Source organism: Amycolatopsis orientalis DSM 43388 (genome assembly GCF_000411975.1).
In the GTDB taxonomy this organism is placed as follows: Bacteria; Actinomycetota; Actinomycetes; order Mycobacteriales; family Pseudonocardiaceae; genus Amycolatopsis; species Amycolatopsis orientalis_D.
In genome coordinates, this window is sequence record NZ_ASXG01000159.1 from 1 (window position 1) to 22,468 (window position 22,468).

Sequence of the window (22,468 nt, forward strand, 5' to 3'; positions counted from 1 at the left end):
CCCGACCCGGGTGCGTCACATGCCGAGAGACACAAACTGTGTCACATCAGCTGCGACTCAACAGGAATCAGAGTTCGTGAGGGTTCCCCTCACGGAAACCGGTCAGGCCAGGGCGGCGTCCATCGTGATGGTGGTGCCGGAGAGGGCCTTGGAGACCGGGCAGGTTTTTTCCGCGGTGCTGGCCAGTTCGGCGAATTGGTCCGCGGTCACGCCGTCCAGTTTGGCGTGCAGGGTGATGGCGATGCCGCTGATTTCGAAGCCGCCGCCTTCGGCTGGGCCCAGGGTCACCTCGGCGGAGACGTCGATGTATTCGGCTTCCAGTTTCTGCGCTTCCAGGACGCCGGAGAGGTTCATCGCCAGGCAGCTCGAGTGGGCGGCGGCGATGAGTTCCTCGGGGCTCGTCCGGCCGTCCGGATCGCCGGCCCGGGTCGGGAAGGACACCTCGTAGGTGCCCAGGTTCGACGAGTCGAGGGTGACCTCGCCCTTGCCTTTCTGCAGTCCGCCGGTCCAGTGGGTGGTCGCGTCGCGGCTGGGCATCGCTGTCTCCTTTGAAGCGGTGGGCAATACCTGACCTCCACAAAGATAGCACACAATTACATTGTGCGCAAGTTAAATCCGGAAAACTGCTGGCCCGGTGCGGCAGACTGCTGGGCGTGACCGAAGCTCCTGAACGTCCCGACCCGCCGATGGCGGGGGACGAGCGCACCCAGCTCACCGGATTCCTCGACTTCCTGCGCGCCAGCGTCTTGTGGAAATGCTCCGGGCTCACCGACGAGCAGGCGCGCCGCGCGCACGTGCCCAGCGAGCTGACCACGATCGCCGGGCTGCTGTGCCATCTCACGCTCGTCGAGAACTACTGGTTCCGCGTCGTCCTGGACGGGCAGCCGGACGTGTGGGCGGATCGGCTCGAGCTCGATCGCGACGCGGAGTTCCGGCTCGCTCTGGAACTGCCGATGACGCAGTTGATCGCCGACTACGAGGCTGAGGTCGAGAAGTGCCGGGAGGTCGTCGCGGCACGGGGGTTCGACGACACGGTGCTGTTCAAGGGCGACAAACCGCTCACGGTGCGTTGGGTCGTCACGCACATGATCGAGGAGACCGCGCGCCATCTCGGGCATCTTGACCTGCTGCGCGAGCTGACCGACGGTCTCACCGGGGAATGAACCTCGATCGCGCGCAGCTGGTCGACGAACTCGAGCTGCTGCGCGCGACCGTGGCGGGGAAATGCTCCGGGCTGACCGACGACCAGGCCCGTCATCCCGGCGAGCTGATGACCGTCGCCGGGATTTTGTGGCATCTCGCGCTGGTGGAGAACACCCTGCACGACGTCGTGGCCACCGGGCAGCCGGAGCGGTGGGCCGAGTGGCTGGAGGCGGGGCGGGACGCGGCCTTCGAGGTCGGCCTCGACCTGCCGATCGAGGAGGTGCGCAGCGCGTATCGGGACAACGTCGAGCTGTGCCGGGAGGTCATCGCGGGACGGTCGCTCGACGATCCGGTGGGATTTGCCGGCGATCGGCTGGTGACGGTCGCGGCGGTGGTCGAGTACGCGGTGCAGGAGACCTCGCGGCATCTCGAGTTGTTGCGGGAGCTCATCGGGGAGTGAGGTTTTTCGGCGGCAGCGGGAAGAAACCGCTGGTTCGGGCGATGTAGTCGGCGTAGCCGGGGCGAGTACGCCGCATGCCTTTCTCCAGCATCGGCTTTCCGGTGCCGCGGGCGAGGGTGAAGGTCATCGCGATCGGGGAGAGGATCGTCGCCGCGCCCGGCCACGTCGAGCAGGCCAGCAGGTAGAGGCCCCACCAGACGCAGGCGTCGCCGAAGTAGTTCGGGTGGCGGGTGTAGCGCCAGAGGCCGGTGTCGAGGACCCGGCCTTGGTTCGCCGGGTTCGCGCGGAAACGGCGGAGCTGGTCGTCGCCGACGGTTTCGAAGGCGAAGCCGACCAGCCAGACCGCGACGCCCAGCCAGCCGGCGACCCCGAAACCCGTGCCGGACATGGCGAATTGCACCGGCAGCGAGACGAACCACAGGACCGCGCCCTGCATCAGGTAGGTCCGCACGAAGATCCGGACGCCCGGGTTCGGGCCCGCCCGTTCGGCTATCTGCTGGTAGCGCGGGTCCTCCGGCTTGCCGCGGTTGCGCAGGTGCAGGTGGACCGCCAGCCGCACGCCCCAGACGGCGGTGAGCGCGGCGGTCGTCAGGCGCAGGGCGAGCGGACCGGTGCCGAAGGGGAACGAGACGACGGCGACAAGGGCGAAACCCAGGCCCCAGAAGGTGTCGATGGTGTCGTAGCGGCGGCGCAGCCGGGCGACGCCGAACGTCGCCGTCACCGCAGCCAGGGTGACCCCGGCGGTGAGGCCGAGCAGCGCGATCATGCCCACTCCCTCGTCCACGGCATCCCGGAACGGCCGTTCGCGTCCGGGCGCACCGCGAGGATCTGGTCGACGCCCATGCGGTTCTCCTCGAACGCGAGCGCGCCGCCCACCAGGTAAAGCCGCCAGACCCGGGCGCCTGCCTCGCCGATCAGCGCGACGGCCTCGTCCCAATGCTCTTCCAGCGTGTCTGCCCAGGCTCGCACGGTCGGGACGTAGTGCTCGCGCAACGCGTGCACGTCGCGGATTTCGAACCCGGCGGTTTCGAGGTGGCCGAGCGTGCGGCTCAGCGGGCGCATGGTCATGTCGGGAGCGATGTAGCGCTCGATGAACGCGCCGCCGCCGGGGGCGATCGCGCCGCGCGACATTTGCTGCAGCAGCAACCGGCCGGTGGGGTTGAGCATGCGGAACAACGTGCTGGCGTAGGTCGGGTAGTTCGCTTCGCCGACGTGCTCGCCCATCTCGACGGACGCTACGGCGTCGAAGGACTCGCCGGCGAGTTCCCGGTAGTCCTGTCTCCGGACCTCGACGCGGTCGTCCAGATCGTGCTGTGCCAGGCGGGTTTTGACGTGCTGCACCTGCTGGGCGGAGATCGTGACGCCGACGGCCTGGACGCCGTGGTGCTTCGCCGCGTGCACGAGCAGGGAACCCCAGCCGCAGCCGACGTCGAGGAGGCGCATGCCCGGGCGCAGGCCGAGTTTCCGGCAGATCAGGTCCAGCTTGTCGTGCTGGGCGCGGGCGAGGTCGGCGGACTCGGACCAGTAGCCCGCCGAGTACGCCATCGAATCGTCCATCAGCAGCTGGTAGAAGGCGTTCGACAGGTCGTAGTGGTGCGAAATCGCCGACCGGTCCCGGCCGAGGGTGTGCAGTTTTCCGCGGAGCCGGGCTTCTTCGGCGGGCGGTTTCGGCGGGAGGCCGAACACCCCGAGCCGGGCGGCCAGGCGGACGGCCGCGCCGAAGTCCCGTGCGGACAGCCGCGGCCGGCAAGCCCAGGCCCGGCGGAAGCCTTCGGTGAGATCGCCCTCGACGTCCAGGTCGCCCGAGACGTAAGCGCGGGCCAGGCCCAGCTCGCCGGGCGAGTAGAGGAGCCAGCGCAGGGCGCGGCGGTTTTTCAGCACGACGGTCGGACCGGCCGGCCCGGCCTGGCGCCCGTCCCAGGTGCGGACGGCGACCGGCAGCGGGCCGCCGAGGATGCGTTCGGCGAAGTCGGCGAGTCGGTGAGCTGCGGAGTTCGGCATGCGAGGGGTTCGGAGCCGAGATTCGCGCGGATTGGCGCCCATCCGTTCCGGCGGCGGCTCCGAATCCTCTCCGTGCACCACACCACGGGACAACGCATCGCTGTCATCGGCAGCGGGGTCGCCGGCCTCACCGCCGCGTACCTGCTGCAGCGCCGCTACGAGGTTCTGCTGTTCGAGGCCGACGACCGGCTCGGCGGCCACGCCCACACCCACGACGTGCCGAGCCGCCGCGGCGGGACGGTCGCCGTCGACTCGGGGTTCCTCGTCCACAACGAGCGCACCTACCCGACCTTGCTGCGGCTGTTCGGCGAACTCGGCGTCCGCACCCGCGACACCGAGATGTCGATGAGCATCCGCTGCGACGGCTGCGGCCTGCAGTACGCCGGGGCGAAAGGCATGCGCGGGCTGTTCGCGCAACGGAGCAACGCCGCGTCCGCGCCCTACCTGCGCATGCTGGCCGAGGTGAAGCGGTTCCACCGGCACGCCGGACGGCTGCTGGCCCGCCCGGAAGCGGGGGACGTGCCGCTCGGCGCTTTTCTGGCGATCGGCGGGTATTCGCGCTATTTCGTCGATCATTTCGTGCTGCCGCTCGTCTCCACGGTGTGGTCGGCCGATCGCACCGACACCATGCGGTACCCGGCGCGGTATCTGTTCGAATTCCTGCGCAATCACGGCATGCTCACCGTGCGGAATTCGCCGACCTGGCGGACGGTCGTCGGCGGTTCGCGCGAGTACGTCGAGCGCGCGGCCAAGCAACTGACCGCGGTGCACCTGTCCACTCCGGTTCGCGCGGTGCGGCGGACCGCGCGCGGGGTCGAGGTGCGCGACGACACCGACACCGCGCACCGGGTGGACCGGGTCGTGGTCGCGACCCACGCCGACCAAGCGCTGCGGCTGTTGACGGATCCCACCGCCGCCGAACGCGAAGTGCTCGGCGCGTTCCGCTACTCGCGCAACGAAGCCTGGCTGCACACCGATCCCGCCGTGCTGCCGACGGCGCCCGCTGCCCGGTCTTCGTGGAATTACCGGACGCCGGGCTGCGGGGCGGAGATGCGCGCCGTCCAAGTCACTTACGACCTGAATCGCTTGATGGGCCTCGACGAAGCGACGACCTACGCGGTCACCCTCAACCCGAGCGTGCGCCTCGATGCGAATGCGGTGGTCGCGAAAATGTCCTACGAGCATCCGATCTACACCCCGGAATCCGTTGCCGCGCAGAGACGCCTGGCGGAATTGAACGACGGAGTGATCGCGTACGCCGGGGCTTATCAGGGCTGGGGATTCCACGAGGACGGCTGCTCCTCCGGCGTCCGCGCCGCGGCCAGTTTCGGGGTGACCTGGTGACCGCTCTCTACGACGCCACCGTCGCGCACGTCCGCCGGGCCGATCCGCCGTACTCGTTCGCGCACCGGATGTACCTGTGGCGGACCGACCTCGACGACCTGCCGCGGCTGCCGTGGTGGCTCCGGCCGTTCGCGCGCTTCGACGGCCGCGACCACTTCGACCGCGCCGAGCCCGGCGACATCCGGTCCAAACTGGACGCTTGGCTCGCGCGCCGCGGAGTGGACCTGCGCGGCGGGCCGGTGACGATGCTCGCGTCGGCGCGCGTTCTCGGGTACGTGTTCAATCCGCTCACCGTCTACTGGTGCCACACGCCGGACGGCGCGCTCGCCTGCGTGGTCGCCGAGGTGCACAACACCTACGGCGGCCGGCACGCCTATCTGCTCCAGCCGGACGAAGAGGTCCGGGCGGACAAGGAGTTCTACGTGTCGCCGTTCCAGGAGACGGCGGGGGAGTACCGGATGCGTCTGCCGCGCCCGGACGCGCTGCTGGCGCTGACCGTCGTCCTGCACCGCGACGGCGACGCCGCGCTGACCGCTACGCTGCGAGGAGTCCGCCGGCCGGTCGGGATCCGCACGCTCGCGCGCTTCGTGCTCGGCCGGCCGCTGCAGCCGCAGCGCGTTTCCGCGTTGATCCGCCGCCACGGGCTCGCGCTCTGGCGGCGCAAGGCCCCGCTCGCCGCCCGGACCGGGCAGAACACGGCAGGAGTCCTCCATGGATGAGAACGCCCGCCCGGCGGACCGGCTCTCCGCGGTGCCCTCGACCAGCGCCGAGGACCTGATGGCACTGGTCGCGAAGGGCGACGAACGCGCCTTCGAACGGCTTTACGATCAGCTCGCCGGTCCCGTCTACGGGCTCGTCCGCCGCATCGTGCGGGACCCCGCGCAGTCCGAGGAGGTCGCGCAGGAGGTGCTCGTGGAGCTGTGGAAGACCGCCACGCGCTACTCGGCGGCGAAGGGCAGCGTCCTGAACTGGGCGATGACGCTGGCGCACCGCCGCGCGGTCGACCGGGTGCGGTCCGCGCGGGCGAGCACCGAACGCGAGCGGAAAGCGACCTTCGAGGCCGCGCGCGGACGGCCGTTCGACGAGGTCGCCGAATCCGTCGCGACCCGGCTGGAGCGCTCGCAGGTGCGGCGCTGCCTCAAGACGCTGACCGAACTGCAGCGGGAATCCGTCCTCCTGGCCTATTACCAGGGCTACACCTATCGCGAGGTCGCCGACGTGCTGGACACGCCGCAAGGGACGGTCAAGACCAGACTGCGCGACGGGCTGATCCGGCTGCGCGACTGCCTGGGGGTGACGGCGTGAGCAGTCCCGAGATGCACACGTTGGCCGGCGCGTACGCGCTCGACGCGCTGTCGGAGGTCGAGCGGGCCCAGTTCCGCCGCCACCTCGAGCAGTGCGAATCGTGCGCGCAAGAAGTGCGCGAATTGCGCGAGACCGCGGCCCGGCTCGGCGCGGCGATGGACGAACAGCCGCCGTCCGGGCTCAAGGACCGGGTGCTGGCGGACATGCGCACGACCCGCCAGCTGCCGCCGCGGACCGGCTCGGCCGAACCGCGCCCGCGCGGCCCGCGCCGCTGGCCGATGCTCCTCGCCGCCGCGGCCGCGGTGGTCGGGCTCGCCCTGGCCGGCGTGTTCGGCGGCATCGCGCTGCACACCAGCAGCCAGCTCACCAGCGCACAGTCCGAATTGGACGCCGCGCGCGCCCGCTATCTGCCGGTGTCCGAACTGCTCACCGCGCCGGACGCGCGGACCGAGCACGTCGCGGCGCCGCGCGGGGGCGGGGGCACGGTGGTGGTTTCGCGGAAGCTGGACCGCGTGCTGTTCCTGCCGGCCGGGCTGCCGCCGGTCCAGGCGGGGAAGGTGTACGAGGCGTGGCTGATGGGACCGGACTTCGCGCCGCGTCCGGCCGGGCTGCTGCCGGGCGGGCAAGCGGGCTCGCTGGTGGTGGCGGACGGGCTGGCCGGCGCGCAGCAGTTCGCGATCAGCGTGGAGCAGGCCGGCGGATCGCCGTCCGGGAAGCCGTCGAACGACGTGGTGCTGGTGGCTTCGGTGCCCGCGTAGCGGACCGGATCTCGCGCCTGGGCAGCACTTCCGGCGTCGTATAGCAGACCGCGCGCCGGGCCTCGCGGCGGGTTCCGGCCTTGCGCGCGGCTTAGCGTTGTGGCAAAACACCTTTGCCGCTCACGGCGTGGCTACTGGATTAGAGCTTGCGCGGCGCCTACCGTCCTGCCTTGACGCCGGTGGTTGACATAACTCTCACTCTCGGGTTGAGGTTGAGGGTTTCCGGCCCCGGCGGGCGGCATGTGCACATCACGATCAGGAAGGCGGACCCGATGACGCCCCCGCACAACTACCTTGCGGTGATCAAGGTCGTCGGCATCGGCGGCGGCGGCGTGAACGCCGTGAACCGGATGATCGAGGTCGGCCTCAAGGGTGTCGAGTTCATCGCGGTGAACACCGACGCGCAGGCACTGCTCATGTCCGACGCCGACGTCAAGCTCGACATCGGCCGGGAACTGACCCGCGGACTCGGCGCCGGAGCCGCCCCCGAGGTGGGGCAGAAGGCGGCCGAGGACCACCGCGAGGAGATCGAAGAGGTCATCAAGGGCGCCGACATGGTGTTCGTGACCGCCGGCGAGGGCGGCGGCACCGGCACCGGCGGCGCGCCGGTCGTCGCGCAGATCGCCCGCAAGCTCGGCGCGCTCACGATCGGCGTGGTGACCCGCCCGTTCACCTTCGAGGGCAAACGCCGCGGCAAGCAGGCCGAAGAGGGCATCCAGCAGCTGCGCAACGAATGCGACACGCTGATCGTGATCCCGAACGACCGGCTGCTGCAGCTCGGCGACATCGGCGTGTCCCTGATGGACGCGTTCCGCTCCGCCGACGAGGTGCTGCTGTCCGGTGTCCAGGGCATCACCGACCTGATCACCACTCCCGGCCTGATCAACCTGGACTTCGCCGACGTCAAGAGCGTCATGTCCGGTGCGGGCTCCGCGCTGATGGGCATCGGCTCCGCGCGCGGCGAAGGACGGGCGATACAGGCCGCGGAGAAGGCGATCAACTCGCCGCTGCTGGAAGCGTCGATGGACGGGGCGCACGGCGCGCTGCTGTCCATCGCGGGCGGATCGGACCTCGGCCTGTTCGAGATCAACGAGGCCGCGTCGCTCGTGCAGGAATCGGCGCACCCGGACGCGAACATCATCTTCGGGACGATCATCGACGACTCGCTCGGCGACGAGGTCCGCGTCACGGTGATCGCGGCCGGGTTCGACGCCGGCGCGCCCACCCACAAGAAACTCGACCCGCCCGCGTTCGGCGGCAAGCAGGGCAACGGCACCGCGTCCGCGTCGGCGGGCCAGGTCGGCGGCGGCGGTCCCGCCCCGCAGACCCCGCCGCAGAGCGGAGCCACCCCGGTGCCCCCGGCGGGCAATTCCGGCTACCCGGTCGCCCCGCCGCGCACCCCGCCGTCGGGATTGGCGCAGCCGGGCGCCAGCACTCCGCCGGGCGGCCTCCCTCAGCCGGGCGGCGGCTCCCGGGGCTATTCGCCGATCGGCTCGAATTCGGCGACGGGCGGTCTGCCGAGCCGCCCGACGACGGTGCACGACGACCCGACCGACGACGACGTGGACGTGCCGCCGTTCATGCGGCGCTGACCCAGGTTTCCCGGCAACGGCCGTCCCGACGCGTTCGGGGCGGCCGTTGCCGTATGTCCGGGTCCTGGTGAGCGGACTCGTGAGTGCGGAAGCCGGTTAGAACCGGCTTCCGCACTCACGAGGCTCGGGCGGGGCGGCCGCCGCGGTTTTTGGCAGGATGACGGGGTGCGAGTACGACGAGTGGTCACGACCAGGGCGGGCGGGGCTTCCCGGCCGCCGTACGAGAGTTTCAACCTCGGCGACCACGTCGGCGACGACGCGGGCGACGTCTACGCCAACCGCAAGCGGCTGGCGTCCGAGCTCGGCCTCGCCGAGGACAAGCTGGCCTGGATGGAGCAGGTGCACGGCCGCACCGTGACCGTCGTGGACGGCACCGAGACCTCCGCCGCCGAAGCCACCGACGCGCTGGTCACCGACCGGCCGGGCGTCGCGCTCGTGGTGCTGGTCGCGGACTGCGTTCCGGTGCTCATGGCGGATCCGGAAGCGGGCGTCGTCGCCGCGGTGCACGCCGGCCGGGTCGGCGCGCGCGTCGGCGTGGTGCCCGCCGCGCTGGAGGCGATGCGCGGACTCGGCGCCGAACCGGGCCGGGTCGAGGCCTTGCTGGGCCCGGCGATTTGCGGCGACTGCTACGAGGTCCCGGCCGCGATGGCCGCGGACGTCGAGAAGCATCTGCCCGGCAGCGCCTGCAAAACGCGCAAGGGCACGGCCGGCCTGGACCTCCGCGCCGGGCTCTGGCAGCAGCTGGCCGCCCTCGGCGTCGGACGCGTCGGCGCGGACCCGCGGTGCACGGCGGAAGACAAGACGCTGTTCAGCTTCCGCCGCGACGGCACCACCGGCCGGATCGCCGGCATCACCTGGCTGGAAGAGGAGCGGGCGTGACCGAGGACCCGGAGGAGAAGCGGCGGGCGGAGCTGGCGGCGTCGCTGGCCGCGCTCGAGGAGCGCATCGCCAACGCCTGCGCGGCGGCCGGCCGGTCCCGCGACGAGGTGCGCTTGCTGGGCGTCACCAAGACTTTCCCGGCTGCCGACGCCGCGTTGCTGACCGACCTCGGGCTGCTGAACCTCGCGGAGAACCGCGACCAGGAAGCCGGTCCGAAGGCGGCCGAGGTCGCGCAGCTGCGCCCGGACGCCGCGCCGCGCTGGCACATGGTCGGGCGGCTGCAGCGGAACAAGGCGCGGTCGGTCGTGCGCTGGGCGGCCGAAGTCCAGTCGGTCGACTCCGTGCGGCTCGCCGACGCGCTCGCCCGCGCGGTCGCGTCCGCGCAGGAGGCCGGGGAACGGACCGGACCGCTCGACGTGCTGGTCCAGGTGAGCCTCGACGGCGACGTCGCGCGCGGCGGGATCCCGCTCGGCGAAGCCGACGCCCTCGCCGACCACATCGCCCACACGGGGGAGCTGCGACTGCGCGGCGTGATGGCCGTGGCCCCGTTGGGGGAAGACCCGGGCACGGCATTCGCCCGCCTGGCCCACGCTGCGGAAAGGGTCCGGGACCGGCATCCGGAAGCCGCTGACGTGTCCGCCGGAATGAGCCATGATCTGGACCAGGCGATCCGGCACGGCTCCACGTGTGTGCGTGTCGGAACCGCGTTGCTTGGCGGGCGCGGTTTAGCCTCGCCGTAGGGAGTCCGCCCGGCGGTCACGTTTCGTGTCCGGCCGGGCGGGGCACAACGGTGCGGGAGCGGCAAGGGCTAGGGAGAGGCATGAGCGCGCTGCAGAAGCTGAAGGCCTACTTCGGGATGGTGCCCGCGGACGAAGACGGCTACGACGACGGTTACGACGAGTACGACGACGGCTACGACCAGCCGCTCGCGCGGACCCGGGCCCGCTACCGCGACGTGGAAGACAGCTACGACGAACCGGCCGCGCGCGTCCGGTCCCGGTCGATGGCGGCCGAGCCGGCGACGCACGGCGCGCTCGCGGTCGACCGCCAGCCGGAGCCGGTCGCCCGGCTGCGCCCGGTCGCCGAACCGGTCGCCGCGCCGGCGCGGGACCCGCTCAGCCGGATCACGACGCTGCACCCGACGAGCTACATCGAGGCGCGGGCGATCGGCGAGCACTACCGCGAGGGCATCCCGGTGATCATCAACCTCACCGAGATGGACAACGCGGACGCCAAGCGGATCGTGGACTTCGCGGCGGGACTGGCGTTCGCCGTGCGGGGCTCGATGGACAAGGTCACCAACAAGGTGTTCCTTCTCTCACCGCCCGATGTGGACGTGACCGCCGAGGACCGCCGGCGGATCGCCGAGGGCGGATTGTTCCTGCGCGGGTGAACGCCACCGGACCGCTGGGCGCAGCCAGACGTGATTTTGTCGACTATGTCGCCCTGGGAGCGGCTGGTCGCGCCCAATCCGGCCGTCCCCCGCTAGAGTGGTCGCCGTGAATGCTGTGTGGCTCGCGATCTGGTACGTGCTGTTTGCCTTCTGGCTGCTGCTCACGGCCCGGATCGTGGTCGAGCTCGTGCGGACTTTCGCACGGGAGTGGCGTCCCGCCGGAGGGGTTGCGGTGACGCTCGAGACCATCTACACAGTGACCGACCCGCCGGTGCGGTTGTTCCGCAGGATCATTCCGATGGTCCGGATCGGCGGCGTAGGACTGGACTTGTCGATTATGGTGCTGCTGTTGGTTGTGTTCTTCGCGATGCAACTGACACCCAGGTGATCGGGGAAAACCCGGGTGTGTCCTGCAGGCCATGGAGTGCGTGAGGTGATCTGATGTCGTTGACCCCCGCTGACGTGCATAACGTCGCGTTCAGCAAGCCGCCCATCGGCAAGAGGGGCTACAACGAGGACGAGGTGGACGCGTTCCTCGACCTGGTGGAGACCGAGCTTGCCCGGTTGATCGAGGACAACAACGAGCTGCGGCAGCAGGTCGAGCAGCTCGACGCCGAGCTCGAGTCGACCCGCTCCGAGCTCGAGAACGCGAAGGTCGCCGGCCCGCCGCCGGGCCGCGACCCCGAGCCGTCGCGGCGGCTCTCCCCGGTTCCGCCGCCCGCTTCGGCGATGGAGCAGACCCAGGCGCACTCGATGGTCCCCGACAGCGGCGAGCCGAACGTCCAGGCCGCCAAGGTGCTCGGCCTGGCGCAGGAGATGGCCGACCGGCTCACCGCCGAGGCGAAGACCGAGTCCGACGGGATGCTGGCGGAGGCGCGGACCAAGTCCGAGCAGCTGCTGTCCGACGCCCGGGCGAAGTCCGACTCGATGGTGAACGAGGCGCGCACCCGCGCCGAGACGATGCTGAACGACGCGCGCACGCGCGCCGAGACGCTGGAGCGCCAGGCGCGCGACAAGGCGACCACCATGGAACGCGAGTCGCAGCGCAAGTACACCGAGACGATGAACAACCTGAACGCCGAAAAGGGCGCTCTGGGCAAGAAGATCGAAGAACTCCGCACGATCGAGCGCGAATACCGCACCCGGCTGCGCGGCTTCCTCGAATCCCAGCTGCGCGAGCTCGACGACCGCGGCTCCGCGGCCCCGGCGTCGGCGTCGTCCGGGTCGAGCCAGTCCTCGACCGGAAGCAGCGGCCAGGGCTACTCGTTCGGCCCGCGCGCCGAAGCCGGCTGACCCACTGCCGTACGCACCCCGCCGGATGACCTTCCGACCCGGCGGGGTTTCGGCGTGCCCGGATCCGGCACCGCCACGGTGGGGAACCGGCGGGGTACGCCGCGTGGGCGGGTCGCCTCCGGAAACCGGGCGGCCCGTGTTGTAATTCAGCGTGCTCTACATCGTCCTCCTTCTGGTGCTGGCGGCTCTCGGCCTGCTCGTCACGGCGCTCGTCACGGGCAGCTCGCTGTGGGCCTGGGTTTCCATCGGCCTGTCCGTGCTGGCCGGGCTGCTTCTGCTCGTCGACTGGCTGCGCCGGCGCAAGAGCGCGGACACCGAGGGCTCGGGTGCCGAAGACTCGGCGGAGGACGGGAAATCCGACGCGGAGAAGAAGGACGAGGCCGCCCCGGCCGAAGCGGACGCCGAGCAGACCGCGTTGCTCCCGGCGACGGGCGAGCTGGGCGATCCGGCGGACGTGCCGGAGCCGGAGGTCGAGGAGCCCGCCGCGGAAGCCGAGCCGAAGTCCGAGGCGAAGGCGGTGCGCGACACGCCGCCCGGGGTGGAGGAGACCACGCCGGAAGACCTCGAGGTGGTCAAGGACCTCGAGGACGAGGTCGTGGTCGTCGACGAGTACCCGCGCTACCACCTGGTGGACTGCGGCTGGCTGTCCGGCCGCGACACGATCCCGATCGGCGTCGGCGAGGCGCGGCAGCTCGGCTTCACGCCGTGCGCGCGGTGCGGCCCGGACGCGGTGCTGGCAGCTGCCCACCGCTGACGCCCAGCACCTCTTCGAGCATCCTCGCGCCGGCATCGGTGAGCTGCACCGCTCGATGCGCCTTTGCCCGCGACCGCAGCCAGCCCGCGTCCATGAACCGTCGCGTGACCGCCGCGCCCAGGGCTCCGGCGAGGTGATGCCGCTGCTCTGTCCAATCCAGACAGAACCGCAGCAGCGGCCGGCGGCTCTTCGCGGCGGCCGCGACATCCACGCCCAACGCCCCGAACACCTCGTCCGCGGCTGGTCCCAGCACGTACGGATGTTCTTGCAGCTGCGAGGAAATCCGGTCCCCGGGACGCCGTTGCGTCGTCGGGTCACCGTCCACAGTGGCCAGTGCGCCGCGGTCCAGCAACGCCGCCGTGACGGTCACGCCGAGTCGTCCGGCGACGTGGTCGTAGCACAATCTCGCGGTGCGCAAGGCTTCCGCGCGGGTGCCTTCCCGCAGGGACCGGACCGGACGCGCGGGGGAGTGCCGGGCGAGTGCTTCCAGCAGCTCCGGGGCCGCGCCGGCGATGCGGTAGAACCGGTGCCGGCCGGATTTTTCCGCGGTCACGAGCCCCGCCGCGAGCAGTTTCGACAGGTGCGCGCTCACGCCCTGCGCGGTCAGCCCCGCTTCGCCGGCCAGCACCGACGCGGCCAGCGACCGCCCGTCCGCGAGGGCCATCAGCACGCGGACCCGCGCCGGATCGGCGAACAGGGCGGCGGTGCGCGCGATGTCGGCGTCTCCTTCCATGCCTCCAGCATGCCCCCGGCACACTTCCACCGCGACGGAAGCGTTCCCGGTGTCTGCTGGAGCCATGCGCACCGCGATCTTGTTCACCATGTGCGCCGGGATGTTCCTGGTGCAGCTCGACGTCACCGTCGTCAACGTCGCCCTGCCGACCCTCGGGAGCGAACTGCACGCCGACGTGCCGCAGCTGCAGTGGGTGGTGGTCGGCTATTCGGTGGTCCTCGCCGCGTTGCTGCTGACCGGGGGAGCGCTCGGCGACGTCCTCGGGCACCGCGGCGTGGTGCTCGCCGGGCTGGCCGTGTTCGGGGTCGCGTCGGCGGCGTGCGGGCTGGCGCAGTCGGCGGGGTGGCTCGTCGCGGGCCGCGCGGTGCAGGGCATTGGGGCGGCGTTGTTGCTGCCGGGCACGATGGCGGTCATCACCGGGACGTTCCCCGGCCGGACGGAACGCGCCCGCGCACTCGGAATCTGGGCCGGGGTTTCGGCGCTCGCGCTGCCTGCCGGGCCGTTGCTGGGCGGGATTCTCGTGCAGGCCGCCGGATGGCGGCCGGTGTTCTGGCTGAACGTCCCGATCGTCGCGGCGGCGGCCGTCGCGACTCGCCGGCTGGTGCCGCCGGACGTCCGGAAACCCGCCCGCGTGGACCTTCCCGGGGCGGCGACGGCGGCGCTGGCGCTCGGCTCCGGGGTGTACGCGGTGATCGCGAAGACCCCGTGGGCCGGGGTGCTCGCGGTCGCCGCGGCGGTGACGTTCGTGCTGGTGGAACGGCGGGCGGCCGAGCCGATGCTGCCGCTGTCCCTGCTGCGGTCCCGGCAGACGGCGGGCGCGAACCTGGTGTCGGCGGCGATGAACTTCGTCGGCCTCGGTTCGGTGCTCGTGTTCACCCTCTACCTGCAGGACGTGCTCAAAGCGGGCCCGATCGCCGCCGGGGTCGCCCTGCTGCCGATGTTCGTCCCGCTCGTGCTGCTCGGCCCGGTCACCGGACGGCTCACCGCGAAGTTCGGCCCGCGTCCGCAGATCCTGGCCGGGCTCGTGCTCGGCGCGGCGGCGATGCTGAACCTGCTGCGGATCGGACCCGGCAGCGGATACGGCACGCTGCTGCCGACGCTGCTGGTGCTCAGCGTCGGGATGGGGCTGCTGACCGCGGCTGTGGTGACCGCGGCGGTCTCCGACGCGCCGGGGGAGCGCGCGGGCATCGCGGGCGGGATCAACAACGCGGCCCGGCAGGCGGGCGGCGCGCTCGGCGTGGCGGTTTTCGGTGCGGTGGCGGGAGAACCGGCGGCACACGAGTCGTTCGTGCACGGCCTGCACCTGCTCGGCTTCGGCTCGGCCGGGCTGTGGCTGGCGGCCGCGGTGCTCGCGGCGGTCGCGGTGCACAGCCGGGGCAGGGAGAAAGCGAGTTGCGGCGACGAGTTAATCTGATGTCAGCAAGGCGTCGATCCGGCCATCACCGGGGAGCCTCCGGAAGAACCGGGCGCCAGGCGCCCCTAGTAGAACCGGACGGGTGCGGCCCGTGACAGCCGCGCAACGAGTGGCCCGGGAGCAGCGCGCCGGGCAAGCGGGGTGGTACCGCGTGACGCGCGAGCGTCTCGTCCCCGTGTGGGCGGCCGCCGGTCGTCCGTACGAGAGCGACGAACGCAAGGAGCACCCGGATGTACCCCCAGGCTTCGCCGGGCGGAGAGACCACGGTCCCGTCCCAGCCGTCGTTCCCCGCTCTGGAGGAGAGCGTCCTCGCGTACTGGGAGAGCGACCGGACTTTCCAGGCGACGATCGACAACCGTCCCGCGGGCACGAACGGCGACAACGAGTACGTCTTCTACGACGGGCCGCCCTTCGCCAACGGCCTGCCGCACTACGGGCACCTGCTCACCGGGTACGTCAAGGACATCGTCCCGCGCTACCAGACGATGAAGGGCCGCCGCGTCGAGCGGCGGTTCGGCTGGGACACCCACGGCCTGCCCGCCGAACTCGAGGCGATGCGCCAGCTCGGGATCACCGAGACGACCGAGATCGAAGAGATGGGCATCGCGAAGTTCAACGAGGCTTCGCGGCAGTCCGTGCTGCGCTACACGGACGAATGGCGCGAGTACGTGACGCGCCAGGCCCGCTGGGTCGACTTCGACAACGACTACAAAACGCTCGACGTCACCTACATGGAATCGGTGCTCTGGGCGTTCAAACGGTTGTGGGACAAGGGACTCGTCTACGAGGGCTACCGCGTCCTGCCCTACTGCTGGCGCGACGCGACGCCGCTGTCCAACCACGAGCTGGGCATGGACGCCGACGTCTACCGCAACCGGCAGGACCCGGCCGTCACGGTCGGCTTCCGCCTGGAGGGCAACGACAACGAGCTCGACGGCACGTATCTGCTGATCTGGACCACGACGCCGTGGACGCTGCCGTCCAACCTCGCCACCGCGGTGCACCCCGAGGTGCAGTACGTCGTGGTGGAAAGCGACGGCAAGCGGTACCTGCTCGCCGAGGACCGCGTGGCCGCGTACGCCCGCGAACTGGGCGAGGAGCCGGCCGTCGTCGCACGCTACACCGGCGAACAGCTGCTCGGAACCCGTTACGCGCCGCCGTTCCCGTACTTCGTCGGCACGGAGAACGCGCACCGCGTGCTGTCCGCGGACTACGTCACCACCGAAGACGGCACCGGCGTCGTGCACATCGCGCCCGCCTACGGCGCCGAGGACAAAGTGGTCACCGACGCGGCCGGGATCGTCCCGGTGACGCCGGTCGACGACCACGGCAAGTTCGACGCCACCGTGCCGGACTACGCCGGGCAGCAGGTGTTCGACGCGAACCCGAACATCGTGAAGGACCTCAAGAACGGCACCGGCGGCGCGGCGAGCCAGGGCGCGGTGCTGCTGCGGCACGAGACCTACGACCACTCGTACCCGCACTGCTGGCGCTGCCGGAACCCGCTGATCTACCGCGCGGTGTCGTCGTGGTTCGTCGCGGTGACCCAGTTCAAGGACCGGATGGTCGAGCTGAACCAGCAGATCACCTGGTACCCGGAGAACGTCAAGGACGGCCAGTTCGGCAAGTGGCTGGAGAACGCCATCGACTGGTCGATCTCCCGCAACCGCTACTTCGGCACGCCGATCCCGGTGTGGCGCTCGGACGACCCGGCCTATCCGCGGGTCGACGTCTACGGCTCGCTGGACGAGCTGGAGGCCGACTTCGGCGTGCGGCTGGACAACCTGCACCGGCCCTACATCGACGAGCTGACCCGGCCGAACCCGGACGACCCGACCGGCAAGTCGACCATGCGCCGCGTGCCGGACGTGCTCGACGTGTGGTTCGACTCCGGCTCGATGCCGTACGCCCAGGTGCACTACCCGTTCGAGAACCGGGAATGGTTCGAGCACCACTACCCGAGCGACTTCATCGTCGAGTACATCGGGCAGACCCGCGGCTGGTTCTACCTGCTGCACGTGCTCGCGACCGCGCTGTTCGACCGGCCGGCGTTCCGCACCTGCGTGTCGCACGGCATCGTGCTCGGCTCCGACGGCCAGAAGATGTCGAAGTCGCTGCGGAACTACCCGGACGTCAACGAGGTCTTCGAACGCGACGGGTCCGACGCCATGCGGTGGTACCTCATGGCGAGCCCGATCCTGCGCGGCGGCAACCTGATCGTGACCGACCGGGGGATCCGCGACGCGGTGCGCCAGGCCGTGCTGCCGCTGTGGAACTCGTACTACTTCCTTGCCCTGTACGCGAACGCCGAAGGCAAGCAGGGGCAGTGGCGCACGGATTCGAAGCACCTGCTCGACCGGTACGTGCTCGCGAAGACGCACGAACTCGTCACCGACGTCGAATCCGCGATGGACAGCTACGACATCGCGGGCGCGTGCCAGACCGTGCGGGACTTCCTCGAGGTGCTCACGAACTGGTACGTCCGCCGGTCGCGCGACCGGTTCTGGGCGGGCGAGCAGGACGCGATCGACACGCTGCACACGGTGCTGGAGGTGACCTGCCGGGTCGTCGCGCCGCTGCTGCCGCTCACCGCCGAGACGGTGTGGCGCGGGCTCACCGGCGGCCGTTCGGTGCACCTGACCGACTGGCCGAACGCGCTCGACCTGCCCGCCGACGCGGCCCTGGTGACCGCGATGGACAAGGTGCGCCAGGTGGCGTCGTCGGCGCTGGCGCTGCGCAAGGCGAACAAGCTGCGCGTGCGGCTGCCGCTGGCGAAGCTCGTGGTCGCGGCCGAGGACGTCGAAGCGCTGCGCGGGTTCACCGAGATCCTGCGGGACGAGGTGAACGTGAAGTCGGTGGAGCTGACCACCGACGTCGCCGCGCACGGCACGTTCGAGGTCGCGGTCAACGCGCGGGCCGCCGGGCCGCGGCTGGGCAAGGCCGTCCAGCAGGTGATCAAGGCGGTCAAGGCGGGCGACTGGACGACGAACGCGTCCGGCGCGGTCGTGGCGGCGGGCGTGGAACTGGTCGAGGGCGAGTACGACCGGCGGCTGGTGGCCTCCGGCGGCGGCGCGGCGGCCGAACTGCCCGGCGGGGCCGGTCTGGTCGCGCTGGACACCGAGGTCACCGAGGACCTGGCGAACGAGGGCCTGGCGCGCGACCTGGTCCGCGTGGTCCAGCAGGCCCGCCGCGAAGCCGGTCTCGACGTCGGCGACCGGATCTCGCTGACCGTGGACGCCACCGACGAGGTGACGGCCGCGGTGCGCAAGCACGAGGAGTTCGTGGCGTCCGAAACGCTCGCGACGGCGGTGTCCTACGGCGAGGTCGCCGAGGGCTTCGACGGCACGGTCGGCGAGGGCGTGAAGGTGCGCGTGGCGGTCGCCAAGGCGTGACGCGAGGCGGTCTTGCTCCGGGCGGGATGCCCGGAGCAAGACCGAAGTCCCTCGCTCGTCGCGTCGTGTCTCAGCTGACTCCTGGCGGACCGAGCGACGGCGCCCGGGGGAGCGTCTGCTAGGGATTTCCCCATGACTTCAGAAGCCGCCGCCGAACCGGCCGCCGAGGGACTGGCCGCCGGGTTGCGCCAGCGGCACCTCGCCATGCTCGCGATGGGCGGCGTGATCGGATCCGGGCTGTTCGTCAGCTCCGGCGTCGGGATCAAGCTCGCCGGGCCCGGGATCGTGCTGTCCTTCGTGCTCGCCGGCGCGCTCGCGATGCTGGTCATGCGCATGATGGCGGAAATGGCCGCGGCGATCCCGTCCAGCGGGTCCTTCTCGGTGCACGCCGAGCGCGCGTTCGGGCCGTGGGCCGGGTTCGCCATCGGCTGGCTGTACTGGGCCGCGCTCGTCGTGGTGCTCGCCGTCGAGGCCACCGCGGCCGCCATCATCGTCAACGGCTGGCTGCCCGGCATTCCGCAGTGGGCGCTGGTCCTGCTCTTCATGGCGGTGCTGACCGCGGTCAACTTCACGGCGGTGTCCCGCTTCGGCGAGCTGGAGTTCTGGCTGGCGCTGATCAAGGTCGTGGCGGTGGTGGCGTTCCTGGTTTTGGGAGTGCTCGCGTTCCTCGGGGTGCTGCCCGGGACGTCCTTCGTGGGCACCGCCAACCTCTCCGGCCACGGCGGGCTGCTGCCCAACGGGTGGCAGGGCGTCGGCACCGGGCTGCTCGCGGTGGTCTTCACCTTCGGCGGCCTGGAAGTGGTGACCATCGCGGCCGCGGAGTCCGACGATCCCGCGCACGCGGTCGGCAAGGCGGTGCGCAACGCGGTCGTGCGGATTTCGGTGTTCTACATCGGTTCCATGCTCGTCATCGTCTCGCTGCTGCCCTGGTCGAGCGTCCACATCGGACAGAGCCCGTTCGCCGCGGTGCTCGACCGGATCGGGATCCCGGCGACCGGGCAGATCATGAACGTGGTCGTGCTGTTCGCCTTGCTGTCCACCTTGAACACCAACATGTACGGCGCGGCTCGCATGGTGTACTCGCTGGCCCGCCGCGGCCACGCACCGCGCGCACTGACCAAAGTGGACCGCAACGGCGTACCCGTCCTCGCCGTCGCCGCTTCGGTGTTGTTCGGCTTCGTCGCGGTGGCGCTCAACGCGCTTTGGCCGGACACCGTCTTCCAATACTTGCTCAACGCGGTCGGCTCGGTGCTGCTGATCGTGTGGATCCTGGTCGCCTGCACCCAGTTGCGAGTGCGTCGCCAACTGGAGCGCACCACGCCGGACAGCTTGACCGTGCGCATGTGGGGCTTCCCGTACCTGACCTGGCTGACGCTCGCCGCGATGGTCGCGATCCTGGTAGTGATGACCGGCGACCCCGCCGCCCGGACCCAGCTGATCAGCTCGGGAATCCTCGTCGCGGTCCTCGTCGTCGCCGGGCTGAGCTGGCAACGCGCCCGCCGCCGGGCCGAGCAAACTGTATAACGACCTATACAGCGCGCCGTTGATCACGAATCCGTCGCGTTCTCCGAGGTAACGCCCGGTTCCGTCCAGCGATGGGCAAGCTGAGCCAGGGACGCGGGCGGACCGCGTGGGCGAGGGGGAGACGACGGTGAGTCCTGCCGGGAAAAAGGGCGTGCTGATCGGGGGCGCGCTGGCCGTGGTCGCGATCGTGGTGGCGGCGGTCGTGCTGCTCAACGGCGGGGGATCGACGGCGGCCTCGCCGGGTTCCGAGACCGCGTCGGCGGCTGCGGAGCCGAGCGACCCGACGTCCGCGGCTCGCGAGTACCTGCTCGCCTTCGAGGGGAAGGACTCCGCCGCCGCCAGCAAGGCCACCGACGCTCCCGCGGACGCCTCTTCCGCGCTGCAGGACGCGTGGGCGACGCTCCGGCCGACGCAGCTCACCGCCAAACTCGGCGACGTCGGCGCGGCGCAAGGCGGCAAGGCGACGGCGGCCTACACGATCACCTGGAACCTCGGTCCCGGCCACGTCTGGACGTACCCGGGCAACCTCGGCCTCGTCCAGGTGCAGGGCAAGTGGCGGGTCCACTGGGCGCCGACCGTGCTGCACCCGAAGCTGGAGGCCGGGCAACGGCTGGCGATCGCGTCCTCGGACGTCCCGGCGGTGGTCGACCGCGACGGCAAACCGCTGGTCGTCTCCGCCGGCGGCGGGCTGAAACCGGCCGACGACAAGGCGTTCCCGCTGCTCCGTTCGGCGCTTGCCGGGCACGGGCAGGCCTCCGAAGCGTTCGCGGTCGAGCGCGTGGACGCCACGGGCAAGAACCTGGAGACGCTGTTCGGAAACGCGGAGGGCGACCGCAAGCCGGCCGCCACCGGCCTCAGCCTCGCGACCCAGAAGGCCGCTCAGGCCGCCGTCGACGGGTACCGCGGCAAGGCGGTTCTCGTCGCCGTCCAGCCGTCTTCCGGCGACTTGCTCGCGGTGGCGCAGAACGGCAGCGTCTCCAACGCGGCGTCGGCGTTCAGCGGCCAGTACGCGCCGGGGTCGACGTTCAAGATCGTCACCGCGACCGCGGCGCTGGAAGCCGGGCTGGTCACGCCGGATTCCTCGGTGCCGTGCCCGCTGACCGACCGGATCGGCACCCGTACGCTCTCCAACGAAGGGTTCGACCTCGGCACGACGACCGTGCACCAGGCGTTCGCGAAGTCCTGCAACACCACGTTCGGCCGGCTCGCTGCGCAGCTGCCCGCCGACGGGCTCGCGAAGGCGGCCACCCAGTTCGGCCTCAACGCCGACTTCGCGATCGAGGGGCTGTCCACCGAGATGGGCCGGGTCGACCCGGCGGCGAGCGCGGACGAGCAGGTCGAGGACGGCATCGGCCAGGGGAAGGTGCAGGTCAGCCCGATGGGGGCGGCGGTGATGGCGGCGACCGCGGCGTCCGGGCGCGCGGTCGTGCCGCGGCTGTGGGAGGGCGGGACCAAGGTCAACACCGGCTACCAGCCGCCGTCCGGACCGGTGCTGGCGGCGTTGCGCGGGATGATGCGCGAGGTCGTCACCGGCGGCACGGCCACCGGCCTGGCGCATTCCGGCTCGGTGTTCGGCAAGACCGGCACCGCGCAGTTCGGGTCGGGCGCGGAGGCGCACGGCTGGTTCGTCGGCTACCGCGGCGACCTGGCGTTCGCGGTGTTCCTGGAGGGGGCCAACGACTCCAAACCGGCCGTCTCGCTGGGCGCGAAGTTCCTCGACGCGCTGTAGCGCTCGCTTCGGCCGCGGCCGAAGCGTCGCCGCTCTACCGTGGAGACATGGAAACCGTCGCACTGGCCGAAGTCGCCGCCGTGCTCGCCGACCCGAGCCGGGCGACGATGTGCCTCGCTCTGCTCGACGGCCGCGCCTGGACCGTCGGCGAGCTGGCCGCCGCGGCGCGGATCGCGGTCTCGACGGCCAGCGAACACGTGACGCGGCTGGCCGAGGCCGGGTTCGTCGCCCGGGTGAAGCAGGGGCGGCACGCCTACGTGCGGCTCGCCAACCCGCGGGTCGCGGAGCTGATCGAGCATCTTGCGCAGCATGCCGAACTGAAACAGCCGTCCGGGCTGCGGACTTCGTTGCGGGTGCAGCGATTGTCGTTCGCGCGCAGTTGCTACGACCATCTGGCCGGGACGCTCGGGGTCGCCCTGCGGGACGGGATGGTCGAGCGGGGCCTGATCGACGTGTCGGACGGGCTCGCGCTCACCGACGACGGCCGCGACGTGCTGGCCGATCTCGGCGTGGCGGTGCCGGAGCGGCCGCGGCGGCCGTTGCTGCGCGACTGTCTGGATTGGACAGAGCGGCGCGAGCACCTCGCCGGCGCGGTCCCGGCGGCGGTGCTGGAGCGGGCCGTGGAAGCGGGATGGCTGACGCGGGACCAGCAGCGGGCGGTCCGGGTTTTGCCGGGCGCGCGGGGTCCGTTCGCGGCGCTGGGTGTCGATCTCGCGACGGTGAGTGCCGCCGAGGCGTCGTAACACACCTGGGT

22 protein-coding genes are annotated in these 22,468 nt (G+C 71.2%); 18 read left to right on the forward strand and 4 right to left on the reverse strand.

Features of this window, described 5'->3' with window-relative positions; genetic code table 11:
- Positions 1 to 102: 102 nt before the first annotated feature.
- The gene (locus L942_RS33260) at positions 103 to 537 is read right to left on the reverse strand and encodes an OsmC family peroxiredoxin (RefSeq protein ID WP_037367917.1); all 435 of its coding nucleotides are present in this window, start codon (positions 535 to 537) and stop codon (positions 103 to 105) included.
- 116 nt (positions 538 to 653) lie between these two features.
- Here L942_RS33260 and L942_RS33265 point away from each other — a divergent pair, with 116 nt between their 5' ends.
- Positions 654 to 1,163: a DinB family protein gene (locus tag L942_RS33265; RefSeq protein WP_037367919.1), complete on the forward strand. Its 510-nt coding sequence runs from the start codon at positions 654 to 656 to the stop codon at positions 1,161 to 1,163.
- Positions 1,160 to 1,603, forward strand: coding sequence for a mycothiol transferase (locus L942_RS33270; protein WP_037367921.1), 444 nt, complete (start codon positions 1,160 to 1,162; stop codon positions 1,601 to 1,603). The genes L942_RS33265 and L942_RS33270 overlap by 4 nt, the downstream gene beginning before the upstream one ends.
- On the opposite strand, the gene L942_RS33275 is transcribed toward L942_RS33270, so the two are convergent.
- Both L942_RS33275 and L942_RS33280 read right to left on the reverse strand, forming a co-directional pair.
- On the reverse strand, positions 1,590 to 2,369 hold the full coding sequence (locus L942_RS33275; protein WP_200863009.1) for a DUF1295 domain-containing protein: 780 nt from the start codon (positions 2,367 to 2,369) through the stop codon (positions 1,590 to 1,592). The genes L942_RS33270 and L942_RS33275 overlap by 14 nt on opposite strands.
- Positions 2,366 to 3,604 carry an SAM-dependent methyltransferase gene (locus L942_RS33280; RefSeq protein WP_037367925.1) on the reverse strand — a complete coding sequence of 413 codons (1,239 nt, stop codon included), beginning with the start codon at positions 3,602 to 3,604 and terminating at the stop codon, positions 2,366 to 2,368. Before L942_RS33280 ends, L942_RS33275 begins: the two co-directional genes overlap by 4 nt.
- 72 nt (positions 3,605 to 3,676) lie before the next feature.
- Between L942_RS33280 and L942_RS33285 the strand changes: the two genes are divergently transcribed.
- The 11 genes from L942_RS33285 (at position 3,677) to L942_RS33335 (ending at position 12,922) form a co-directional block, all read left to right on the forward strand.
- The gene (locus L942_RS33285) at positions 3,677 to 4,948 is read left to right on the forward strand and encodes an NAD(P)/FAD-dependent oxidoreductase (protein ID WP_037367930.1); all 1,272 of its coding nucleotides are present in this window, start codon (positions 3,677 to 3,679) and stop codon (positions 4,946 to 4,948) included.
- A complete protein-coding gene (locus L942_RS33290) occupies positions 4,942 to 5,667 on the forward strand; it encodes a DUF1365 domain-containing protein (RefSeq protein WP_037367962.1) in 726 nt (241 codons plus the stop codon). The genes L942_RS33285 and L942_RS33290 overlap by 7 nt, the downstream gene beginning before the upstream one ends.
- Entirely contained in the window at positions 5,660 to 6,253 is a 594-nt protein-coding gene (gene sigK, locus L942_RS33295) for an ECF RNA polymerase sigma factor SigK (protein ID WP_037367931.1), read from the forward strand. The genes L942_RS33290 and sigK overlap by 8 nt, the downstream gene beginning before the upstream one ends.
- On the forward strand, positions 6,250 to 7,011 hold the full coding sequence (locus L942_RS33300; protein WP_106965132.1) for an anti-sigma factor: 762 nt from the start codon (positions 6,250 to 6,252) through the stop codon (positions 7,009 to 7,011). The genes sigK and L942_RS33300 overlap by 4 nt, the downstream gene beginning before the upstream one ends.
- Positions 7,012 to 7,283: 272 nt before the next feature.
- Positions 7,284 to 8,603: a cell division protein FtsZ gene (gene ftsZ, locus L942_RS33305; protein ID WP_037367933.1), complete on the forward strand. Its 1,320-nt coding sequence runs from the start codon at positions 7,284 to 7,286 to the stop codon at positions 8,601 to 8,603.
- Between the two features lie 165 nt (positions 8,604 to 8,768).
- Positions 8,769 to 9,482, forward strand: coding sequence for a peptidoglycan editing factor PgeF (gene pgeF, locus L942_RS33310; RefSeq protein WP_037367934.1), 714 nt, complete (start codon positions 8,769 to 8,771; stop codon positions 9,480 to 9,482).
- On the forward strand, positions 9,479 to 10,222 hold the full coding sequence (locus L942_RS33315; RefSeq protein ID WP_037367935.1) for a YggS family pyridoxal phosphate-dependent enzyme: 744 nt from the start codon (positions 9,479 to 9,481) through the stop codon (positions 10,220 to 10,222). The genes pgeF and L942_RS33315 overlap by 4 nt, the downstream gene beginning before the upstream one ends.
- 80 nt (positions 10,223 to 10,302) lie before the next feature.
- A complete protein-coding gene (locus L942_RS33320; RefSeq protein ID WP_037367936.1) occupies positions 10,303 to 10,875 on the forward strand; it encodes a cell division protein SepF in 573 nt (190 codons plus the stop codon).
- Positions 10,876 to 10,990: 115 nt separating this feature from the next.
- Positions 10,991 to 11,263 carry a YggT family protein gene (locus L942_RS33325; RefSeq protein ID WP_037367937.1) on the forward strand — a complete coding sequence of 91 codons (273 nt, stop codon included), beginning with the start codon at positions 10,991 to 10,993 and terminating at the stop codon, positions 11,261 to 11,263.
- A 53-nt stretch (positions 11,264 to 11,316) separates the two neighbouring features.
- Positions 11,317 to 12,168 carry a DivIVA-like cell division protein Wag31 gene (gene wag31 / locus L942_RS33330; protein ID WP_037367938.1) on the forward strand — a complete coding sequence of 284 codons (852 nt, stop codon included), beginning with the start codon at positions 11,317 to 11,319 and terminating at the stop codon, positions 12,166 to 12,168.
- 151 nt (positions 12,169 to 12,319) lie between these two features.
- The gene (locus L942_RS33335; protein ID WP_037367940.1) at positions 12,320 to 12,922 is read left to right on the forward strand and encodes a hypothetical protein; all 603 of its coding nucleotides are present in this window, start codon (positions 12,320 to 12,322) and stop codon (positions 12,920 to 12,922) included.
- Here L942_RS33335 and L942_RS33340 read toward each other — a convergent pair.
- Positions 12,867 to 13,655, reverse strand: a complete 789-nt coding sequence (locus L942_RS33340) for an ArsR/SmtB family transcription factor (RefSeq protein WP_037367942.1) — start codon at positions 13,653 to 13,655, stop codon at positions 12,867 to 12,869. The genes L942_RS33335 and L942_RS33340 overlap by 56 nt on opposite strands.
- A 64-nt stretch (positions 13,656 to 13,719) precedes the next feature.
- Between L942_RS33340 and L942_RS33345 the strand changes: the two genes are divergently transcribed.
- From L942_RS33345 to L942_RS33365, 5 genes are all read left to right on the forward strand, one after another.
- A complete protein-coding gene (locus L942_RS33345) occupies positions 13,720 to 15,069 on the forward strand; it encodes an MFS transporter (protein ID WP_037367943.1) in 1,350 nt (449 codons plus the stop codon).
- Between the two features lie 230 nt (positions 15,070 to 15,299).
- Positions 15,300 to 18,461, forward strand: coding sequence for an isoleucine--tRNA ligase (gene ileS, locus L942_RS33350; RefSeq protein WP_037367945.1), 3,162 nt, complete (start codon positions 15,300 to 15,302; stop codon positions 18,459 to 18,461).
- 132 nt (positions 18,462 to 18,593) lie between these two features.
- The gene (locus L942_RS33355) at positions 18,594 to 19,985 is read left to right on the forward strand and encodes an amino acid permease (RefSeq protein WP_037367946.1); all 1,392 of its coding nucleotides are present in this window, start codon (positions 18,594 to 18,596) and stop codon (positions 19,983 to 19,985) included.
- A gap of 127 nt (positions 19,986 to 20,112) precedes the next feature.
- Positions 20,113 to 21,714: a penicillin-binding transpeptidase domain-containing protein gene (locus tag L942_RS33360; protein WP_037367947.1), complete on the forward strand. Its 1,602-nt coding sequence runs from the start codon at positions 20,113 to 20,115 to the stop codon at positions 21,712 to 21,714.
- Between the two features lie 47 nt (positions 21,715 to 21,761).
- Complete coding sequence (locus L942_RS33365; RefSeq protein ID WP_037367948.1) at positions 21,762 to 22,457, forward strand: ArsR/SmtB family transcription factor; 696 nt, start codon at positions 21,762 to 21,764, stop codon at positions 22,455 to 22,457.
- Positions 22,458 to 22,468: the final 11 nt, after the last annotated feature.